The sequence below is a fragment of the Burkholderia sp. Ac-20384 genome (assembly GCF_017104605.1).
Taxonomy (GTDB): Bacteria; Pseudomonadota; Gammaproteobacteria; order Burkholderiales; family Burkholderiaceae; genus Burkholderia; species Burkholderia lata.
Window position 1 is genome coordinate 1 of record NZ_JAAGPE010000003.1, and the last position, 18,905, is coordinate 18,905.

General features: G+C 64.9%; 15 protein-coding genes. 14 read left to right on the forward strand and 1 reads right to left on the reverse strand.

Going from position 1 to position 18,905, the window contains the following annotated elements:
- The 11 genes from G3O00_RS01015 to G3O00_RS01065 all read left to right on the forward strand — a co-directional run.
- Positions 1 to 703, forward strand: a 703-nt coding sequence (locus G3O00_RS01015) for a DUF2345 domain-containing protein (protein WP_206141726.1), incomplete at its 5' end; no start/stop codon positions are given.
- 2 nt (positions 704 to 705) lie between these two features.
- Positions 706 to 1,611 (forward strand): DUF4123 domain-containing protein, encoded by a 906-nt coding sequence (locus G3O00_RS01020; protein ID WP_206141727.1) that lies wholly within the window; start codon positions 706 to 708, stop codon positions 1,609 to 1,611.
- Positions 1,611 to 4,289: a T6SS effector BTH_I2691 family protein gene (locus tag G3O00_RS01025; RefSeq protein WP_206141728.1), complete on the forward strand. Its 2,679-nt coding sequence runs from the start codon at positions 1,611 to 1,613 to the stop codon at positions 4,287 to 4,289. Before G3O00_RS01020 ends, G3O00_RS01025 begins: the two co-directional genes overlap by 1 nt.
- 23 nt (positions 4,290 to 4,312) lie before the next feature.
- Positions 4,313 to 5,377 (forward strand): hypothetical protein, encoded by a 1,065-nt coding sequence (locus G3O00_RS01030; protein WP_241024882.1) that lies wholly within the window; start codon positions 4,313 to 4,315, stop codon positions 5,375 to 5,377.
- Positions 5,378 to 5,434: 57 nt separating this feature from the next.
- Positions 5,435 to 6,511 (forward strand): hypothetical protein, encoded by a 1,077-nt coding sequence (locus tag G3O00_RS01035; RefSeq protein WP_206141730.1) that lies wholly within the window; start codon positions 5,435 to 5,437, stop codon positions 6,509 to 6,511.
- A 57-nt stretch (positions 6,512 to 6,568) separates the two neighbouring features.
- Positions 6,569 to 7,651: a hypothetical protein gene (locus tag G3O00_RS01040; protein ID WP_206141731.1), complete on the forward strand. Its 1,083-nt coding sequence runs from the start codon at positions 6,569 to 6,571 to the stop codon at positions 7,649 to 7,651.
- A gap of 57 nt (positions 7,652 to 7,708) precedes the next feature.
- Positions 7,709 to 8,797: a hypothetical protein gene (locus tag G3O00_RS01045; protein ID WP_206141732.1), complete on the forward strand. Its 1,089-nt coding sequence runs from the start codon at positions 7,709 to 7,711 to the stop codon at positions 8,795 to 8,797.
- 257 nt (positions 8,798 to 9,054) lie between these two features.
- The gene (locus tag G3O00_RS01050) at positions 9,055 to 9,999 is read left to right on the forward strand and encodes an SDR family oxidoreductase (RefSeq protein ID WP_206141733.1); all 945 of its coding nucleotides are present in this window, start codon (positions 9,055 to 9,057) and stop codon (positions 9,997 to 9,999) included.
- Between the two features lie 96 nt (positions 10,000 to 10,095).
- The gene (locus tag G3O00_RS01055; RefSeq protein ID WP_174929016.1) at positions 10,096 to 11,004 is read left to right on the forward strand and encodes a LysR substrate-binding domain-containing protein; all 909 of its coding nucleotides are present in this window, start codon (positions 10,096 to 10,098) and stop codon (positions 11,002 to 11,004) included.
- A gap of 180 nt (positions 11,005 to 11,184) precedes the next feature.
- Positions 11,185 to 12,513 (forward strand): MFS transporter, encoded by a 1,329-nt coding sequence (locus tag G3O00_RS01060; RefSeq protein ID WP_011350286.1) that lies wholly within the window; start codon positions 11,185 to 11,187, stop codon positions 12,511 to 12,513.
- A gap of 81 nt (positions 12,514 to 12,594) precedes the next feature.
- Positions 12,595 to 13,578: a succinylglutamate desuccinylase/aspartoacylase family protein gene (locus G3O00_RS01065; RefSeq protein ID WP_174929017.1), complete on the forward strand. Its 984-nt coding sequence runs from the start codon at positions 12,595 to 12,597 to the stop codon at positions 13,576 to 13,578.
- 72 nt (positions 13,579 to 13,650) lie between these two features.
- Here the strand turns inward: G3O00_RS01065 and G3O00_RS01070 are convergent, their stop codons facing one another.
- Positions 13,651 to 15,309, reverse strand: a complete 1,659-nt coding sequence (locus G3O00_RS01070; protein ID WP_174929018.1) for a methyl-accepting chemotaxis protein — start codon at positions 15,307 to 15,309, stop codon at positions 13,651 to 13,653.
- A gap of 554 nt (positions 15,310 to 15,863) precedes the next feature.
- On the opposite strand from G3O00_RS01070, the gene G3O00_RS01075 reads away from it, so the two are divergent.
- From G3O00_RS01075 to G3O00_RS01085, 3 genes are read left to right on the forward strand one after another with little or no spacing between them, the layout of a single operon-like run.
- Positions 15,864 to 17,051 (forward strand): ABC transporter substrate-binding protein, encoded by a 1,188-nt coding sequence (locus G3O00_RS01075; protein ID WP_174929019.1) that lies wholly within the window; start codon positions 15,864 to 15,866, stop codon positions 17,049 to 17,051.
- 37 nt (positions 17,052 to 17,088) lie between these two features.
- Positions 17,089 to 17,964 (forward strand): branched-chain amino acid ABC transporter permease, encoded by an 876-nt coding sequence (locus G3O00_RS01080; RefSeq protein ID WP_174929020.1) that lies wholly within the window; start codon positions 17,089 to 17,091, stop codon positions 17,962 to 17,964.
- Entirely contained in the window at positions 17,957 to 18,904 is a 948-nt protein-coding gene (locus G3O00_RS01085) for a branched-chain amino acid ABC transporter permease (RefSeq protein ID WP_206141734.1), read from the forward strand. The genes G3O00_RS01080 and G3O00_RS01085 overlap by 8 nt, the downstream gene beginning before the upstream one ends.
- Position 18,905: the final 1 nt, after the last annotated feature.

Sequence of the window (18,905 nt, forward strand, 5' to 3'; positions counted from 1 at the left end):
GACGGGGCCCGGCACGTCGACGCAATCCGCCGCCGTGACCGGGTTGCAGCAGAGCGAGCAGGCGCTGGCCGAAAAGCGCAACGGCCGAACGTCTGCCCAGGCCGGCGGCGGAAGCGGTAGCGCTGTCGCATGGTCGCGTCCGCATGTCGTCGCGCATGGCGCGGACGGTCTCGCCGCCGTGACGCCCGGCAGCCAGGTCTGGGTGTCGGGGACGGAGACCGTGCTGAGCGCCGGCCAGGATCTGCAATGGACGGCCAAGGGCAAGACAACCCTGGCGGCGACGCACGGCGTCGCGTTCTATACACAGGGCAACGCCGCGGGCGAGCGGCCCGTCGCGGGGCAAGGCATCGCGTTGCACGCGGCCTCCGGCGCGGTAAGCCTGCAGGCGCAGAATGCGGGCACGCTCGGCGCGGCCGCGCAGCAGGCGGTCGTGCTGTCGAGCAGCCAGGGCGCGGCGAATCTGCAGGCACCGAAGCGTCTGCTGCTGAATGCCGCGAAAGCGTACCTGAAGATGGAGGGCGGCAATATCGAGGTCGGCGCGCCGGGGCGGGTGGAATTCAAGTCGGCGCAGCGCGAATTGACCGGGCCGCGAGGCGCGGGCGGGCAAGCCTCGCTGGGCAGCAGCAGCGCGACGGATTGCCAGTTGCGCCTGTCGGGCGCGGCCGCGAGCCACGACAGCGTCGTCATGCTGCCGGCGGGCTAACGATGGAACGCATCGACTTCGACGGTCACGCGCTCGATGCGCGCCACTTCCTGCTGCTCGACCCGTTGCAGGGCGACGTGGACGCGATGCTGTCGTGGCAAGACTTCCCGTTGCGTGCGCTGGCGCCGCCCGGATTCGACGCGCAGTCGCGGCAGTTGCCGTCCCTGCTGGCCTGGCAGGATTTGAGCGACGTGCAACGCACGCAGGCGTTGCGCTTGCTGACCGATCGCGACGAGGCGATCGCCGCATCGCTGTGCGTCGGGCTGCTGCAGTCCGACGCGGTGTCCGCATACGTGCGCGCGCATTTGCGGCAATTGCTCGTGCCGCATTTTCCCGATGGCGCGCGTGGCGTATTCCGCTTCTACGACCCGGTCGTATTCCTGCATCTGGGCTGGATGCTCGACGCGGGCCAGCGGTCCGTGCTGTTCGGACCGGTGTCGGTGTGGACGTTCCCGTCGGGTGGCGCGTGGTTTGCGCAATCGACGCCGTTGCAGGGATCGCATCACGTGCGCTTCGCGCCAGGCGAGCCGGTGTGGCGTCGCATCGGGCGTATCGGTGCGGTGCACGCCGCACTTGAAACCGAGCCCGCGTGGCGTGCCGAGCCGCTGCTGTACGGGCCGCAGGTCGAAGCGTGGCTCGTCAGGGCCGAAGCGCATGGCCTGAGCGAGCGCGACGACGTCGTGGCGTTTGCACGGCACGGAATGTTGAAGCATCCGGGGTTCGATACGCACCCCGAAGTCATGGCGACGTTGCAGCAGTGCGCGGGGCACCCCACCCGTTACCGGCGTCTCACGTCGCTCTGGAGCGATGACGACTGGCGGGCCATCGTTCGGGATCTGGAGCGAGCGGCCGATGCGAGACGTGTTGCACCGGCGAATACCGATCACTCGACGCAAGGAGCGAGTTGATGACGACACCCTGCCCCTTCTGTGAAAAGAAAGGATTGCCGATCCTGCCGATCCGCTATGGCATCGCGCCGACGAAGACGTTCGGGACCTACAAGGTCCCGCACCCGCCACCCGACGCGACAGCGCTGCTGGGGCCGGCCGAGGTGCCGCTGGACGTCAACGAAACCGTCTATACGGGTCGCACGTTGCGCCCCGGCTACCTGTACCTGTTCTACGAGACGCACCAGCACTGGGAAGCGTATGCCGTCGATGAATCGGGAATCCTGTCGAGCGTGCCGCTCGTCGACGACAAACCGCCCGGTGGCGATCGTTTCCACGAGGACTGCAAGCGCGACGCGAACAAGCTGGCCAATGCGTCGGTGATCACGATCCAGGATCCCGCCAGCGCGGGCAAGGTGTGGTTCGGGTTTTCCGACGCGTGGTGGACCAAGGCGATTCGCGACAACAATGCGGGATTGTCCGCGAAAGAGCGGAAGAAGTTCATGCGTCTCGTCGATATCGGCGCCTGGTACAACCACGGCACGTCGGGGGCGCCGCAACCCGAGCACGCGTTCCAGATCTATCAGGTCGACATGATCGTCGCCGAATATGCGATGACGCTCCTGGACGAGGTGAGCGCGCTGCGCTGGAGTCCGTTCCTGTGCCGCGACATCCTGTCCGCCACGACGCTCAAGAAGGTATGTGACGGGTTGGCGCCCGCGAAGGGTCTGGTGCTGGCGCTCCAGGATCCGGCCGGCATCGCGCAGGAAATTCCGGCGTACATGAATGCGCGATGGGAGGGATTCTCGGATCAGTGGAAACGGCCGACCGACCTGGATACGAACCTGACGAACCTGCAGGCCGCGGTCGAACGTCAGGCCGAGATGAATCTGTACAACAGCCGGGTCCGGAAATCGCAGGACGATTACAACCAGCTGGTGAATAGCGGCGGGACGGCTTTCCTGCTGGAAAGCTATCGCAAGCAGATGCAGCCGCTGCTCGACGAGGCCAAGAAGGTGAAGTTCACGGCGGCCGATCTCGAGCACGCGCGCAAGGAGGAGTGGGGCAAGTACGACAAGCTGATCAATCCCAACCTGCGCAAGACGTATCGGGAGCAGTATGAAAAGGCGTCCGACGACTACGACAACCGGATCATGCTGCCGCTCGCAAAAGCCCACGTGGCCTGGATGCGAAGCGCCGGCATGACGACGGTGTTCGATTACCACTTCGACGCGAAGGACATCAACACCGGGGTTGGCTTTACCGCGTTGTTTGCTGCGTGCGTGATGGGGACGGGGGGCTATGCGCCGTGCGTGAAGCTCTACGATGAATGGTTGCAAGGCGGCATGGCCGCTCACAACCTGATATGGCGATCGCTGTTCTTCAACCATCCCGAGCTGAAGGCCCATGCTTCAGAGGTCAGTGCGGGCGCGCAAAAGGACGACGGCAAGACGGCCGATACGGCGAACCATCTGCCGAACCCCGGCAAATGGGCGAAGCTGTTTTCGCTGTACAAGACCGTGATCAGCAAGCTCAAGATGGCCGGGGAAAATGCGTACAAGACGATCGACAGCAAGAATACGCTGCCGGAACTGATCGTGGAACTCGGGCCGCGGATGGTGGCCGCGATCAAGGAACGCAACCCGGCGTCCGAAGACCTGAAGACGGTACTGGGGATGCACGCAGGCATGCCGGTGCAGCGGTTGCAGGTGGTGGGCACGCGGCGCGACGTGTTCACCGAGATGCACCAGGCGCTGGAAACCCTGCAGCCTGCCGCGAGCGGTCCGGACAAGGCCGATCGGGCGATGATCGTGCAGGCGCGGATGGCCATCCTGGAAGAGGAGGCGAAGAAGGCCGGCTACAGCCTCGACGAGGAAGTCCGGTCGTGGAACCTGCTGCTGGACGCCAGCGAGGCCGACAAGGACGCGTTGTATCGGCTGCCTTCCGAAGCGCAGGGCAAACTCGCGGCCGACCGATTGCTGTCGCTCGGGAAGGCGCCGGGCGCGGAGGTGGTCACGAAGGTCTCGGTCAGCAGCTATATGGGCACGGTGCTGCGCTATGCGCGATCGCCAGGCATGCTCGCGTCGGTGTCGATGGTGTTTTCGACGCTGGGGTGGGCGAATGCAGAGGACGCGATGGGCAAGGCGATGAAGAGCGAACAGGGGCGCGTGGCGTGGGCGTTCAGGACTGCGACGGTTGGTTTGGTGGGGGGCACGCTGGACCTGGTCAGCACCGGCATCAAGTCGGCCGGTGTGCGGCGATTGCCGTTGCTGGGGCCGGTGGCCAAGAGCCTGGGTGGTGGGTTTCTGCGCTTTGTAAAAGTGGGTGGTGCGGGCGCGGGCGTTGTGGCAATGTGGATTGCAACCGGCATGGATGCCGTGAATCTTGCCGAAGCATGGAAACGACGCGAAGGCGGGATGGTCGTGCTGTATTTCACCCGAATGTCCGGGGAGGCCTATTTGACTTTCGGCTTGACTCGCGCATTGTTTGTCGCGATTGCGAGCGGAGCCGAGGTGGAAGCGTTGGGGCCACCGGCGTGGATCGTTACGGCCGTGATCCTGATCCTGACGGTCACGATAGATATTTTCAAGGATCCGCCGACGTTGACCTGGACGCGCAACTGTCTCTGGGGGCCTGAAAACAGCTTCGACGATGGTCCAGAGGAACAGAAGAACTACGAAAACGCAATTGCAGGGTAAGAAATATGAGTAATGACTCGTCGTTGAAGGCCTACTGGAGCCAACTGTTCAGCAAGCGTTACTGGCTCGAAGCCGAGTTCGGCATGCCGCCGAAGGATCCTTGGGCGCCGACGAGCGAAATGCTCGCGTACGAACTTGGCAAGACGAAGCCGGCACGGATCACCGGGCAGCCGACGTCGCTGGATATGGCCGTGTCGTACAACGCCTCCTATCTGGAAGTCGCCGATAGTCGATACATGCGACGTGGCTTCGGCGGGATGGTGTTCACGCTGCTGCTGATGCCGCTTCTGTTTGTCGACACGCTGGTATTGATCTCGGTCTTTACCAATCGATTCGACTCGATTGCGCTTTCGCTGGTGCTTCTGGCGTTGCTTGTGATATTGGGCGTCCCTTTGCTTTTCATGATCGGCTATCAATGGAAGCAGGACATGTTGAGCTATACCTACAAGCCGATCCGGCTGGTGCGCGCCACACGCAAGGTCCATGTGTTCCAGCACAACGGCCCCGACGGGGTGTGGTCGCTCGATTGGGACAAGCTGGTGTTCTGCCTGAAGAAGGGCGGATTGAACTGGGGCGTGCTCGGCTATTTACCGGACGCGGACAGGCAAGTGACGCATGCGTTTTACCTGGGCGCCGTCATGCCGGTTCACCCGAAGGGTATCGGGCCGGACGAACCACTGCTTGCTCACTGGGAATACTTCCGTCGTTACATGGAGGAAGGCCCGGCGAGCGTGCCTGCTCCGGATCTGCTTCTGCCCATCGAGAACCGGCGTGAACCGTTTCTGTATGGTGTGTATCGCCTATGGCAGATGTTCGGCCCGTTCGCAGTGTTGTTCGCGCCGGTTACGACACTGGCGGGTTTGTTCCGTTGGCTCGGCTTGCGAATGAGTCGCCTGCCGCGCTGGCCAGCGGAGGTGGCCGCGCAATGTCAGGTGTCACCGGACGATGCCACCGTGCAACCCAGGAAGAAGGCGACGGACAACAGCGTGGGCGTCGCCTTGGGTGTCGTGGTGATGCTGGCGCTGGATGTCGTGTTGTTCTGGTTGCTGTTCACGCGCGTGTTCGAAATCGATCGTCTTTTTACCTGAAGGTCCTGAACCCCGAGAGGCGTCGTTGATCGAGCGGATAAAAACGCGGGCACCGAGATGAGCGACGACGCGTCGGCAAAGGCCTATTGGGGACAACTGTTCAGCGAGCGCTATTGGCGCGAGGTGGTGATTGGATTGCCTCCGAAGGAGCCTTGGACGCCGACGGGGGAGATGCTTGCTTACGTCCTCAGTAAAGCAAAGCCAGCGAAAGTAGATTGCCAACCGGCTTCGCTGGACATGGTAGTCGTACGCAACGAAACCTACATGGAAGTAGCCGACAGCCAGTATGCGCGGCGTGGATTCGGTGGAATGGTGTTTTCATTGTTTGAATTGCCAATTATTGCCTTCTTGGCTATTCCTTTTTATGGTTTTGCAAATTACGGAGTGACACTCCCTCTGGTTTTCGCTTCCTTGCTGATTTTTCTATTGTTCATCCCTTTGTTTGTTTGGGTGGGATACCAGTGGAAGCAGGACATGTTGGGCTATACCTGCAAACCGATTCGGCTGGTGCGCTCGACACGCACGGTTCACGTGTTCCAGCACAGCGGCCCCGACGGCACCTGGTCGCTCGATTGGGACAAGATGGTGTTCTGCTTGAAGAAGAGCGGGCTGAACTGGGGGGCGCTAGGTTATTTGCCTGACGAGAACGGTCAGGTGACGAAGGCCTTCTATCTCGGCAACGTCATGCCGGTCCACCCGGGCGGTATGCGGGCGGATGAGCCGTTGCTTGCACACTGGGAATACTTTCGTCGCTACATGGAAGAAGGTCCGGCGGGCATGCCTGTTCCGGAATTTCTGCTGCCTATCGAGAATCGTCGCGAGCCGTTCCTTTATGGCGTGCAGCGACTGTGGCAGATGTTCGGCCCGTTCGCGATATTGTTTGCTCCGCTCACGACGCTGGCGGGCCTCTTTCGCTGGTTGGCCATGCGAATGAGCAGCTTGCCGCGCTGGCCGGCAGAGGTGGAGGAGCAAAGTCAGGTGTCCCCGGATGATGCAACCGTGCAACCCAGGAAGAAAGCGACGGACAACAGCGTGGGCGTCGCGATGGGTGTCGTGGTGATGCTGGCGCTGGATGTCGTGTTGTTCTGGTTGTTGTTCACGCGCGTGTTCGAAATCGATCGTCTTTTTACCTGAAGGTCCTGGATTCCGAGAGGCGTCGTTGATCAAGCGGATAACAACGCGGGTACCGAGATGAGCGACGACACGTCGGCAAAGACCTATTGGAGCCAACTGTTCAGCAAGCGTTATTGGCGTGAGGTGCAGTTTGGATTGCCGCCGAAAGATCCGTGGGAACCCACAGCCGAGATGCTCGCGTACCGGCTTGACAGGAGCAAGCCGGCACGTATTGAAGGTGCGCCAACTGACCAGGGTATGGCTGTTGCGTGCAACGCAACCTACCTGGAAGTAGCGGACGGTCGCTATATGCGACGCGGTTTCGGCGGGATGATGTTTTCATTGCTTTTGGTCCCGTTCCTGTTCGCGTTGGGTATCGTCCTTTGGGTCATTTTTTTTGATCCGGACGGGTCGATATGGTGGTCGTTGCTTTATTCGGCACTGTTTCTGCTGATAGGTATGCCGCTGCTTTTCATGATTGGCTACCAATGGAAGCTGGAGATGCTGGACTACACCTACAAGCCGATCCGGCTGGTGCGGTCCACACGCAAGGTCCACGTGTTCCAGCACAACGGTCCCGACGGGGTGTGGTCACTCGACTGGGACAAACTGGTGTTTTGCCTGAAGAAGGGCGGATTGAACTGGGGCGTGCTCGGCTATTTGCCGGACGCGAACCGACAAGTGACGCATGCGTTTTACCTGGGCGCCGTGATGCCGGTTCATCCGAAGGGTATCGGGCTGGACGAGCCGTTGCTTGCACACTGGGAATACTTCCGTCGTTACATGGAGGAAGGCCCGGCGAGCGTGCCGGCACCGGATGTGCTTCTGCCCATCGAAAACCGACGTGAACCGTTTCTTTATGGGGTGTACCGCCTATGGCAGATGTTCGGCCCGTTCGCGGTGCTGTTCGCACCGCTCACGACGCTAGCGGGCGTGTTTCGCTGGATCGGGATGCGAATGAGTCGCCTGCCGCGCTGGCCGGCGGAGGTGGCCGCGCAATGTCAGGTGTCTCCGGATGATGCAACCGTGCAACCCAGGAAGAAAGCGACCGACAACAGCGTGGGCGTCGCCTTGGGTGTCGTGGTGATGCTGTCGCTGGACGTCGTGTTGTTCTGGTTGCTGTTCACGCGCGTGTTCGAAATCGATCGTCTTTTTACCTGAAGGTCCTGAACCCCGAGAGGCGTCGTTGATCAAGCGGATAACAACCCAGGCACTGACATGAGCGACGACGCATCTGCGAAGGCCTACTGGAGCCAACTGTTCAGCAAGCGCTATTGGCGAGAAGTAGTGATCGGATTGCCTCCAAAGGATCCGTGGGAACCGACGGTCGACATGCTTGCGTACCCACTCGATAAAACGCGGCCAACGCCTATCAAAGGTGAGTCGGTATCGCTGGAGATGGTGGTGGCTCGCAATGAAATCTTTATGGAAGTAGCCGACGGAAACTATATGCGGCGCGGCTTTGGCGGGATGGCTTATACGCTGATGGCGTTGCCGATCCTGGTTATTTCATATGCTGCATTGATTGATGTAATTCTCAACTTCAAGACTATCGATAATTTGGTGGCGGCAGTATCGGCTGCAATTTTTGCGGGCGCGATCGGGACACCTTTGGTTATCCTGATGGGTTATCACTGGAAGCAGGACATGCTGGGCTACACCTACAAGCCGATCCGGCTGGTGCGGTCCACGCGCAAGGTCCATGTGTTCCAGCACAACGGCCCCAATGGGGTGTGGTCACTCGACTGGGACAAACTGGTGTTTTGCCTGAAGAAGGGCGGATTGAACTGGGGCGTGCTCGGCTATTTGCCGGACGCAAACGGGCAAGTGACGCATGCGTTCTACCTGGGCGCCGTCATGCCGGTTCATCCGAAGGGTATCGGGCCGGACGAACCATTGCTTGCACACTGGGAATACTTCCGGCGTTACATGGAGGAAGGCCCGGCGAGCGTGCCGGCACCGGATGTGCTTCTGCCCATCGAGAACCGCCGTGAACCGTTTCTGTATGGCGTGTATCGCCTATGGCAGATGTTCGGCCCGTTTGCGGTGTTGTTCGCGCCGGTCACGACGCTGGCGGGCCCGTTTCGCTGGTTGGCCATGCGAATGAGCAGCCTGCCGCGCTGGCCGGCGGAGGTGGCCGCGCAATGTCGGGTGTCACCGGGTGATGCAACCGTGCAGCCCAGGAAGAAAGCGACGGACAACAGCGTGGGCGTCGCCTTGGGTGTCGTGGTGATGCTGGCGTTGGACGTCGTGTTGTTCTGGTTGCTGTTCACGCGTGTGTTCGAAATCGATCGTCTTTTTACCTGAAGGTCCTGAACCCCGAGAGGCGTCGTTGATCGAGCGGATAGAAACGCGGATACCGAGATGAGCGACGACGCGTCGGCAAAAGCCTATTGGCGCGAAGTAGTAATCGGCTTGCCTCCAAAGGATCCGTGGACGCCGACGGTCGACATGCTTGCATACCGACTCGATAAAACGCAGCCGACCTGGCAGGGGAGTCGACATCAGTTGCCCGTTCTTGTATAGATTGGAGGATCCCCGTTCCCCTTTCATAGATAGCTACCGTGCCGCACCCGACCATCCTCCTCATCGGCGCAGCCGGCCTCCTCGGCCGCGCGGTTGCCGCATCCCTGGCCCGCGAATCGTCGCTGAATCTCGTCGCAACGATCCGGAGCCCGCAAGGCGCAGGCGCAAAACGCCTCGCACTGCCCCCGGAAAACCTCGCTGAACTCGACGTCCTCGACGAGCCGGCCCTCGAACACCTCTTCGCCACCCGCCAACCGGCTGCCGTGATCATCTGCGCGGCCGAACGCCGCCCGGACGTCTGCGAACGCGACCCTGCCGGTGCCCGTGCGATCAACGTCACCGCGCCGGCCCGCATCGGCGCGCTCGCCGCGCGCTACGGCGCCTGGACGCTCGGCATCTCCACCGACTACGTCTTCGACGGCAAGGCGGCTCCGTACCGCGAGGACGCGGTCCCGAATCCGCTGAACATCTACGGCCGCACGAAGCTGGAAGGCGAGGCGGCACTGCTCGCCGCGTCGCCGCTGTCGTGCGTGCTGCGCCTGCCGCTGCTCTTCGGCCCGATCGTCGACTGGAGCGAATCGGCCGTCACGAGCCTCGTGCCGGCGATCGTCGCCTCCGCCCGACCGGGCGCCGACGCGGTCGGCATGGACGCATGGGCGATCCGTTACCCGACCTATACGCCGGACGTCGCGGACGTCATCCGCGACCTGACGCTGCGCCATCTCGCGGGGGCGTCGATCACGGGCCTCCGTCACTGGTCGGGCGAGGAGCCGATGACGAAGTACGACATCGCGCAGCGGATCGCGGCCGCGCTCGGCATCGACGCCGCGCTCAAGCGGATCGACCAGCCGACCGACGCGACGCCGCGCCCCTACGACTGCCACCTTGACGCATCGCACGTGCGCGCGGCCGGGATCGATCACGCGACGCCGTTCGATACCGCGCTGCGCGCCGTGCTGCGCGACGCGCCGCAGGTGCTGTAGGATCGGGCGCCACGCGCGGCCCGCGCCGCTCGCGTCACGCATGCCGTTCGCGAGCGAGCCCGCCCCGCACCTCATCGCCCACCCAGGAGCCCAGCCATGCAACTGAAATGGCTCGAAGACTTCGTCGAACTCGCGCGCACGCGCAGCTTCACGCGCGCCGCGGAGAACCGCTTCGTCACGCATCCGGCGTTCGGCCGCCGCATCCGGTCGCTCGAGGAATGGGTCGGCACGCGCCTGATCGCACGCACGAAGCCGCTCGAACTGACGGCGGCCGGCACCGTGTTCCTCGATGCGGCGTCGAACGCGCTCGACATCCTGCACGGCGCCCGCACGCAACTTCAGGAAGCGGCGCCGGTGCTGGAGAACAATCTCCGGATCGCGACCGGCCGCACGCTCTCGGCCACCTTCTTCCCCGACTGGTACGACGAAACGGTTGCGCGCGCAGGCTTCTTCACGGCGACCATATCGACCGGCAGCGCCGAGGAAGCAATCCTGCAGCTCACGGCCGGCGATGCCGACATGCTGATCGTCTATTCGAGCCCGCATACGCGGCTGCTGATCGATCGCGATCGCTTCGACTGGCTGACCGTCGCGCGCGAGGTGCTGGTGCCGGTCAGCGCATTCGACGCGCGCGGCAGCGTGCGCTACCGGCTGCCGGCCGGGCAGGCGCCGGTGCCGTGGCTCGCGTTCGCACGCACGCTGACGCTGCGCGCGGTGCTGGCGCGCCATCTGGCCGAAATGCCGAACCGCCCGACGTTGCGTCCCGTGTACCAGGCCGATTCGTATGAAGCGATCCTGGCGATGGCGCGTCGCGGGCTCGGCCTCGCGTGGCTGCCGCAGCGGCTCGTCGCCGACGACGTGCGGCGCGGCGAGCTTGCGATCGTCGGCGGCGCCGACTGGCAGATCGGCTTCGACATCGCGCTGTACCGGCGCCGGAACGATCCGCACCCGGTACTGGACGCGATCTGGCGCACCGCGCCGTCACGCGAAGACGGCGAGGCATAGCCTCCGCAGGCAGCGGCGGCGGCGCCGCGCGCCGATCGGCACGATTGCGTGCCGAAACGGCACGAACGCCCGCCCCGCGTTGCCTACACTCCGCGCTTGACTGGCCCGAACGGCCGCCGGCCACGCCGCGCGCCGTCTTTCAAAATCCTGACGGCCAGCATTACCGGAGGAGCACAAGGGATGACCCGCAACACGCACGCCGCGACGCCGGCCCCGCACAACCCGTGGCGCGAGATCTGCGCCGCGAGCATCGGCAACGCGCTGGAGTTCTACGATCTGCTGATCTACGGCTATTTCGCGATCGTGATCGGCCAGCTGTTTTTTCCCACGCACGACGCGGCGACCTCGCTGCTGCTGTCGGTGGGCACATTCGGCATTTCGTTCGTCACGCGCCCGCTCGGCTCGATCGTGCTCGGCAGTTATGCGGACCGCGCGGGTCGCAAGGCATCGCTGACGATGTCGATCGGGCTGATGATGCTCGGCACCGCGATGATCGCGTTCGCGCCGACGTATGCGCAGATCGGCATCGCGTCGCCGCTGCTGATCATCGTCGCGCGGATGCTGCAGGGCTTCTCGACCGGCGGCGAATTCGGCGCGGCGACCGCGTTCATGGTCGAGCAGGCCGATGCGAAGCGGCGCGGCTTCTTCGCGAGCTGGCAGATGTCGACGCAGGGGCTCGCGACGGTGCTCGCGGCCGGCGTGTCCGCGCTACTGAGCCTGCTGCTGACGACCGACCAGCTGCATGCATGGGGCTGGCGCGTCGCGTTCTCGGTCGGGCTGCTGATCGGTCCGGTCGGACTCTACATCCGCCGCAACATCGACGAACCGGCCGATTTCCGCCGGCTCGGCGAGAAGGGGCGCGCGAAGTCGCCGCTGCGCGACGTGTTCGCTCGCGATCGCGCGAACCTGCTGCTCGGCGCAGGCGTCGTCGCGACGGCCACGGCGTTCAACTACGTGCACAAGCTGTACATGCCGACGTACGCGGTCAAGCAGCTGCATATCCCGGCCACGTCGTCGTATCTCGGCGCGGTCGTCACGGGCGCGATGCTGATGGTCGCCGCGCCGGTCGTCGGCCACCTGTCGGATCGTTTCGGCCGCATCCGCGTGATGCTGATCGCGCTGATCCTGGTCGGCGTCACGACGTGGCCGCTGTTCGTGATGTTGAACCGCTATCCGACGGTCGAGACGCTGCTCGCGGTGCAGGCGCTGGTCGGCCTGCTGATCGCGGTGAGTCTTGCGCCGCTGCCGGCGCTGCTCGCCGACATCTTCCCGACGAGCACGCGCGGCACGGGCCTCGCGCTGTCGTACAACTTCTCGGTGACGCTGTTCGGCGGCTTCGCGCCGCTGATCGTGACCTGGCTGATCGACGCGACGCACAACAAGCTGGCGCCGAGTTTCTACGTGATGGCCACAGCCGTGCTCGGGATCACGTCGGTGATCTCGCTCGGCCGCCGGATGCGCGGCGCGGCGGCCGCGACCGCGCCGTCGACCCGCGCGACCGAGGCGTGACGCGCCGGCCCCTGGCCTGAATCCGGCGCAACCGGCCCACGCCGGCTGCGCCTTCCCCGAACCCTGTTGAGCCTTTCCGACATGACCACGCTTGAAGCCATCCGCGCCGCGTTGCCGGCCTATCCGATCGAAGTGGCCTTCCCCGACATCTCGCGCTGGCGCGCGGGCAATACGGGCATCGACTATCTGCACACGTTCGACAGCGGCCGGCCCGGCAAGCACGTGATGATCCTCGCGTTGACGCACGGCAACGAAGTCAGCGGTGCGATCGCGGTGGACACGTTGCTGGCCGCGGGTTTGCGCCCGGTTGCGGGCCGCCTGTCGCTCGGCTTCGGCAACGTCGGCGCGTACGAGCACTTCAGCGCGGAGAACGCCGATGCGACGCGCTACCTCGACGAGGACATGAATCGCGTGTGGACGCCGGCCGCGCTCGACGGCGCGCGCGACAGCCGCGAGCTTGCGCGTGCGCGCGCGATGCGTCCGCTGCTCGATACGGTCGACCTGCTGCTCGACATTCATTCGATGCACGAAGCGTCCGCGCCGCTGATGATGACCGGGCCGCTCGAGAAGGCGATCGCGCTGGCGGCCGCAATCGGCACGCCGGAGCACGTGATCATCGATCGCGGCCATGCGAACGGCACGCGGCTGCGCGATTACGGCGGCTTCGGCGATCCGGCGAGCGCGAAGAATGCGCTGCTGATCGAGACGGGCCAGCACTTCGCCGCGAGCGCACGCGATGTCGCGCTCGACAGCGCGGCGCGCTTCCTGCTGCATGCGGGCGTCGTCACACGCGACGACGTCGCGGCGTTCCTCACGCAAGCCGCGCCGGTGCGGCAGAAGTTCGTCGAGATCACGGAGCCGGTCGTCGCGCGTTCGATGGATTTCCGGTTCTCGCAACCGTTCACGGGGCTCGAAGTGATCGAGAAAGCCGGCACCGAGATCGCGCGCGACGGCGACGACGTGATCGTCACGCCGTACGACAACTGCGTGATCGTGCAACCGTCGATGCGCCATCTCGGCGTGAACGTCACGATGATGCGGCTGGGGCGATTGCTGGATCGCTGATACCGCCTGCGGCGGGCCGCCGGTCCGCCGCGATCCGGCCCGCGCGATCTCGCTCAGCCGATGGGGCGCGCGCTACACCGCATACGATTCGCGCACCGGTGCGGCGTGCCTCCCGAACGCGGACGCGGCAGGCGGGCGTGCATCGAGCGCTTCCTGTTGCGGCGGCGCGTCGTCGTCGTCGCGGACGATGAACGTCGAGATCATCGCGACGAGCTGCCTGCTCTGGTCGTCCAGCGACTGCGCGGCGGCGGCCACTTCCTCGACATAGGCGGCGTTGTGCTGCGTCGCGCGATCCATCTCCGACACGGCCTGATTGACCTGGTCGATGCCGTGGCCCTGCTCGGTCGAAGCGGCCGCGATTTCCTCCATCAGGTCCGTCACGCGCGAGATTGCCTGCATGATTTCGGCCATCGACGTGCCCGCCGCGTTCACGAGCGCCACGCCGCCTCGCACACGATCCACGGATTCGTGAATCAGGCCGCGGATCTCCTTCGACGCCGCCGACGAACGCTGCGCGAGCGAACGCACCTCCGACGCGACGACCGCGAACCCGCGCCCCTGCTCGCCCGCCCGCGCCGCTTCCACGGCGGCATTGAGCGCGAGGATATTGGTCTGGAACGCGATGCTTTCGATGATGCCGACGATTTCGGCGATCCGGCCGGAGCTGGCGTCGATGCTGCCCATCGCGTCGACGACCTGCGAGACGACCCCGTTGCAGCGCTCGGCCACCTGCACGGCCTGCACCGCGACCTGGCTCGCCTGGCGCACGTTGTCGGCGTTCTGGCTGACCCGCGACGAGAGTTCCGCCATGCTCGCCGCCGTTTCCTCGAGCGACGCCGCCTGTTGCTCGGTGCGCCGCGACAGATCGAGATCGCCGGCCGAAATTTGCGCGGCCGCCGACGCGATCGAGTCGGCGCTCGTCTTGATGCCGTTGATCGCGCCGGACAGGTTTGCCTGCATCCGCTTCATCGAATAGAGCACGCTGCCGCGATCGTGCGGCGCGGTCACGATGGCGGCCGTCAGGTCGTTCGCCGCGATGCGGCCGGCAATCTCGACCGCATAGCCGGGCTCGCCGCCCATGGTGCGGACGATGCCGCGATTGATCACCACGACGATGCTGCCCATCACCAGCGCGATGGCCGCGCAAATGCCGAGGCTTTTCGCCAGGCTCGCGTAGAACGCGGCATCGATGTCGTCGACGAACAGGCTGGTGTTGATGATCCAGTCCCACGGCCGATAGGTGTCGATGAACGCGACCCGTACGGCGTCCGTCGTGACCCCGGAGGTTTCCTTCGGATAATCGAAGCGCTGGAATGCGCTGCCGGTCTGGCGCGTCGCGTCGATCTGCGCCTGGATGATCGACGCGACCTTCGGGCTCAGTTCGTTCAGCGACTTGTTCTGGAGCGACGCGTCGAACGGATACATCAGCACCACGCCCTTCGAATTCACGATCGAGAAGTAGCCGTAGCCCGCTTCGCCGTAGCGCATGCCCCGGATGACGTCCATCGCCTGCCGTTGCGCGTCGTCGACGCTCAGCGCGCCCGAGGCGGCCCGCTTCGCGAACGTGTCGACCGTCGCGAGCGCGATCTGCGTGGCATGAACGAGATCGAGCTTGCGTTCTTCGAGGCGCATTTCGCGGCTCCGGTACGCATCGGTGACGGACAGCAGGACCAGGCAAAGCAGGCTCAGCACCAGCGGCAACGCGAGCCGCTGCTTGAATGACAGCTTCATTGTCGTGAGATCTCCTCGTTGTTGTCGATGTACCGGTCGTCACGGGCCCCGACCCGTCCGGTTGCATGCGATGCGCGTTCGTCGCGGTCGTGCCGGATTCGTGTTTCCGCGGTAGCGATGGAGGTGTGACCGAAACCCGAATGCGGCGATACGCAGCGCGGCCGATGCTACTGAGCGCCACGTCGAGCGGTCAATCGTGAGCGGTTGCGCGTTCCGTACATTGGCGCCGACGGTGCGACGATGCCCTTTCGTCGGCGAATGGGGCTGCTGGTTCGGACTGCAAAGGTGGCATGCCGTGACGCACCACGTGCCGCGTACGGAAAAGGGCAGCGGGCGCCGCACGGCGAATCGTCATCCGTCTGCACGTGTTCCCGATGGGGGACCGAGACGGTGTCGCCCGGTGCGCCGTTCGTCGGGATTTCCCCTGATTGTCCAGATCGTTTCGCGTCCTTCGCTTTTGATGTACGGAACCGTTCCGGCGTGCGCGTTGTTCTTCCTTCGGAGGGCGAATCTAATGCTTTCCACAAACAGCCCCACTTACGGAGGAGACCGCCATGTTGCACCCGACCATTCGCCGCCTGCTGCGCACTTCGATCGCCATCGCCTGTTGCGCGCATGTTCCATTCTCGACGGCGGGCGAGACGATCAAGCTCGGGCTGTCGGTGCCGCTGTCCGGCTCCGGTGCGCCGTGGGGAGTCGGCGCGGACTGGCTGTGCCGCAAGGCGGCCGCCGAGATCGCGGCGTCGGGCGGCGTGCGGGTCAAGGGTCAGACGGTCAACTTCGAGTGCGTGACCTACGACAACAAGTACAACGCGGCGGACGGCGCCAAGGTCGCCCAGGCGCTGGTCAACAAGGACGACGTGAAGTTCGTCGCCGGCAGCATCGGCACGGCGCCGGTGCGCGCACTGCAGTCGCTGACCGAGCGCAAGGGCGTGTTGTTGTTCACGACCGCATGGGGCGCGAGCATCAAGGGGCCGAGCTATCCGCTGACGTTCACGCAGATGAACACCACGCTCGAGATCGCGCGGCCGCTGACCGGCTTCATCGCGAAGACGCACCCGATCAAGACCGTCGCGTTGCTGAACCCGAACGACGCGACGGGGCAGGAAACCGAGAAGATCGCGCGCAAGGCGTGGGAGGCGGTGGGCGTCAAGGTGGTGTCGAGCGACTGGTACGAGCGCGGCAGCAGCGAATTCCAGCCGGTCGCGGCGAAGCTGAGCGCGCTCAAGCCGGACGGCATCGATCTGTGCTCGACGCCGCCGGCCGATGCGGGAATCGTGTTCAAGGAGCTGGGCGGCCTCGGCTGGAACGGCGTGAAGATCGTCGAGGTGGGCACCGGCGCGAGCGGGTTGATCGCGACGGGCGGCAGCGCGGTGCAGGGCGTCTACCTGGGCGCGGCGGTGAGCCTCGACGGGGCGTCCGCGACCGCGCACCAGCGCGCGCTCGACGACGGCGTGCGCAAAGCGACCGGCGATTCCATCAACGCGGTGCAGATCGGCATCTACGACGCGGTCTATGCGCTGAAGGCGGCGATGGAGAAGGCGCAGAGCACCGCGCCGGCCGACGTCGCGAAGGCGATGGGCGGCGTGACGTTCACGTCGTTCTACGGCGGCCAGTCGGGATTCGGCGGCAAGGCGGTGTATGGCTCGCCGCAGCAGATGCTGTTGCCGGTGATCGTCACGCAGCTCAAGGACGGCAAGCTCGTGGAAGTCACGCGCATCGCGTCCGGCGAGCTGCGCTGAGCGTGGCCGCACCCAACCTTTCGATGCGGGCGGTTTCATGCAGACGCTTCTCCAGTTGATCTTCACCGCGCTGCAGATCGGCGCGGTCTACATTCTGTTCGCGCTCGGGCTGACGCTGATCTTCGGCGTGCTGCGCATCGTCAATTTCGCGCACGGCCAGTTCTTCACGCTGTCGGCGTTGGTCGTTTCGGTGACGGTGCCGTGGTTCGCGAGCGGCGGCCGGCCCGTGTGGCTCGCGTACGCGATCGCCTGCGTGCTCGGCGTGATCGTCACGTCGGCATTCGGCGCGCTCGTCTACGAGGCCGGCTTCAAGCGCGTCGAGCGCGACATGACGGGCTCGTTCATCCTGTCGGCCGGGCTCGTGCTGATGGTCGAGGGCGGCTTCATGAAGCTGTTCGGCGGCGGCGTGCGCCCGGTGCCGCCGCTGATCGACGGCAACGTCGACGTGCTCGGCGTCAGCATCGCCGCGCAGCGCCTCGTGCTGTGCGGCGTGGCCGCGGCGCTCACGCTGCTGGTGACGCTGGCGCTCGGCGGCACGCGCTTCGGCAAGGCATTGCGCGCGGTGTCGATCGACCACGAGGCCGCGATGCTGCAAGGCATTCCGTACCGGCGCATCGCGTTTCGCGGCTTCGTCGCGGCTACCGCGATCGGCGCGGTCGCGGGCGCACTGATCGCGCCGGTGGCCGCGGTCACGCCGACGCTCGGCGACGCGTACCTGGTCAAGGGCTTCATTGCCGTCGTCATCGGCGGGATGGGCAGCGTGGCCGGCGCGATCCTCGGCAGCCTGTTCATCGCGGTCGTCGAGAGTTTCGTCGGCTTTTATTTCGATCCGTCGGTCGCGAGCCTCGCGATCTTCGTCCTCGTGATGGCGGTGCTGCTGGTTCGACCGAAGGGGCTGCTCGGCCATGAATGATCGTTGCTTTCGTTACGGCTTGCCGGCCGTCGTGCTGGCCACAGTGCTGAGCGTCGCCGCGGGTTCCGGCTACGCGGGGAACCTCGTGATCTGGATCGCGATCGCGGCGATGATGGCGAGCAGCCTGCGCTTCGTGTTGCTGATCGGCGAGCTCAATTTCGCGGTCGCCGCGTTCTTCGGCCTCGGCGCGTATGCGAGCGGCGCCGCGACGACGCTGTGGCAACTGCCGTTCGCGATCGCGCTGCTCGCGAGCGGGGTCGTCGCGCTGCTGGTCAGCGCCGTGTTCGGCTACGTGACGCTGCGCGTCAAGGGCCCGTACTTCCTGCTGATCGGGTTCGCGTTCACCGAGGCGCTGCGCATCCTGTATACGCGTTCCGAATGGCTGGGCGGCAACTCGGGGATGGTGGGCATCTTTCCGCCGGCGCTGCTCGGCGACTGCTTCCCGACCTTCGTGGTGGCGGTGGCGGGCGTGCTGATCCTGCTGCTCGCGTGGATCGAGCACTCGCACGTCGGGCGCGTGTTCGTCGCGATTCGGGACAACGACAACGTCGTGCGCTCGGTCGGCATTCCGGTGCATGCGATGAAGGTGCTGTGTTTCTGCATCGCGTCGTTCGTCACCGGCATGGCGGGCGCGCTGCAGGCGTTTTCGAACAACGTGATCAGCCCGCTCGACTTCGGCTTCATGCTGTCGACGTTCGCGCTCGCATACCTGAAGGTCGGCGGCGAACGGCACGCGCTCGGCCCGGTGGTCGGCGCGGTGCTGCTCGTGCTGCTCGCGAGCGTCGCGCAGCGCTTCGGCGGCGGCGAGCAGATCTTCTACGGCGCGGCGATCGTGTTCGGCGTGCTGTTCATGCCCGATGGCGTGACGGGATGGCTGGCGCGCCGCCGCACCGTGCGCGTGAGGACGGCGCTGCCGTCGGTGACGGGAGACGTGCGATGAC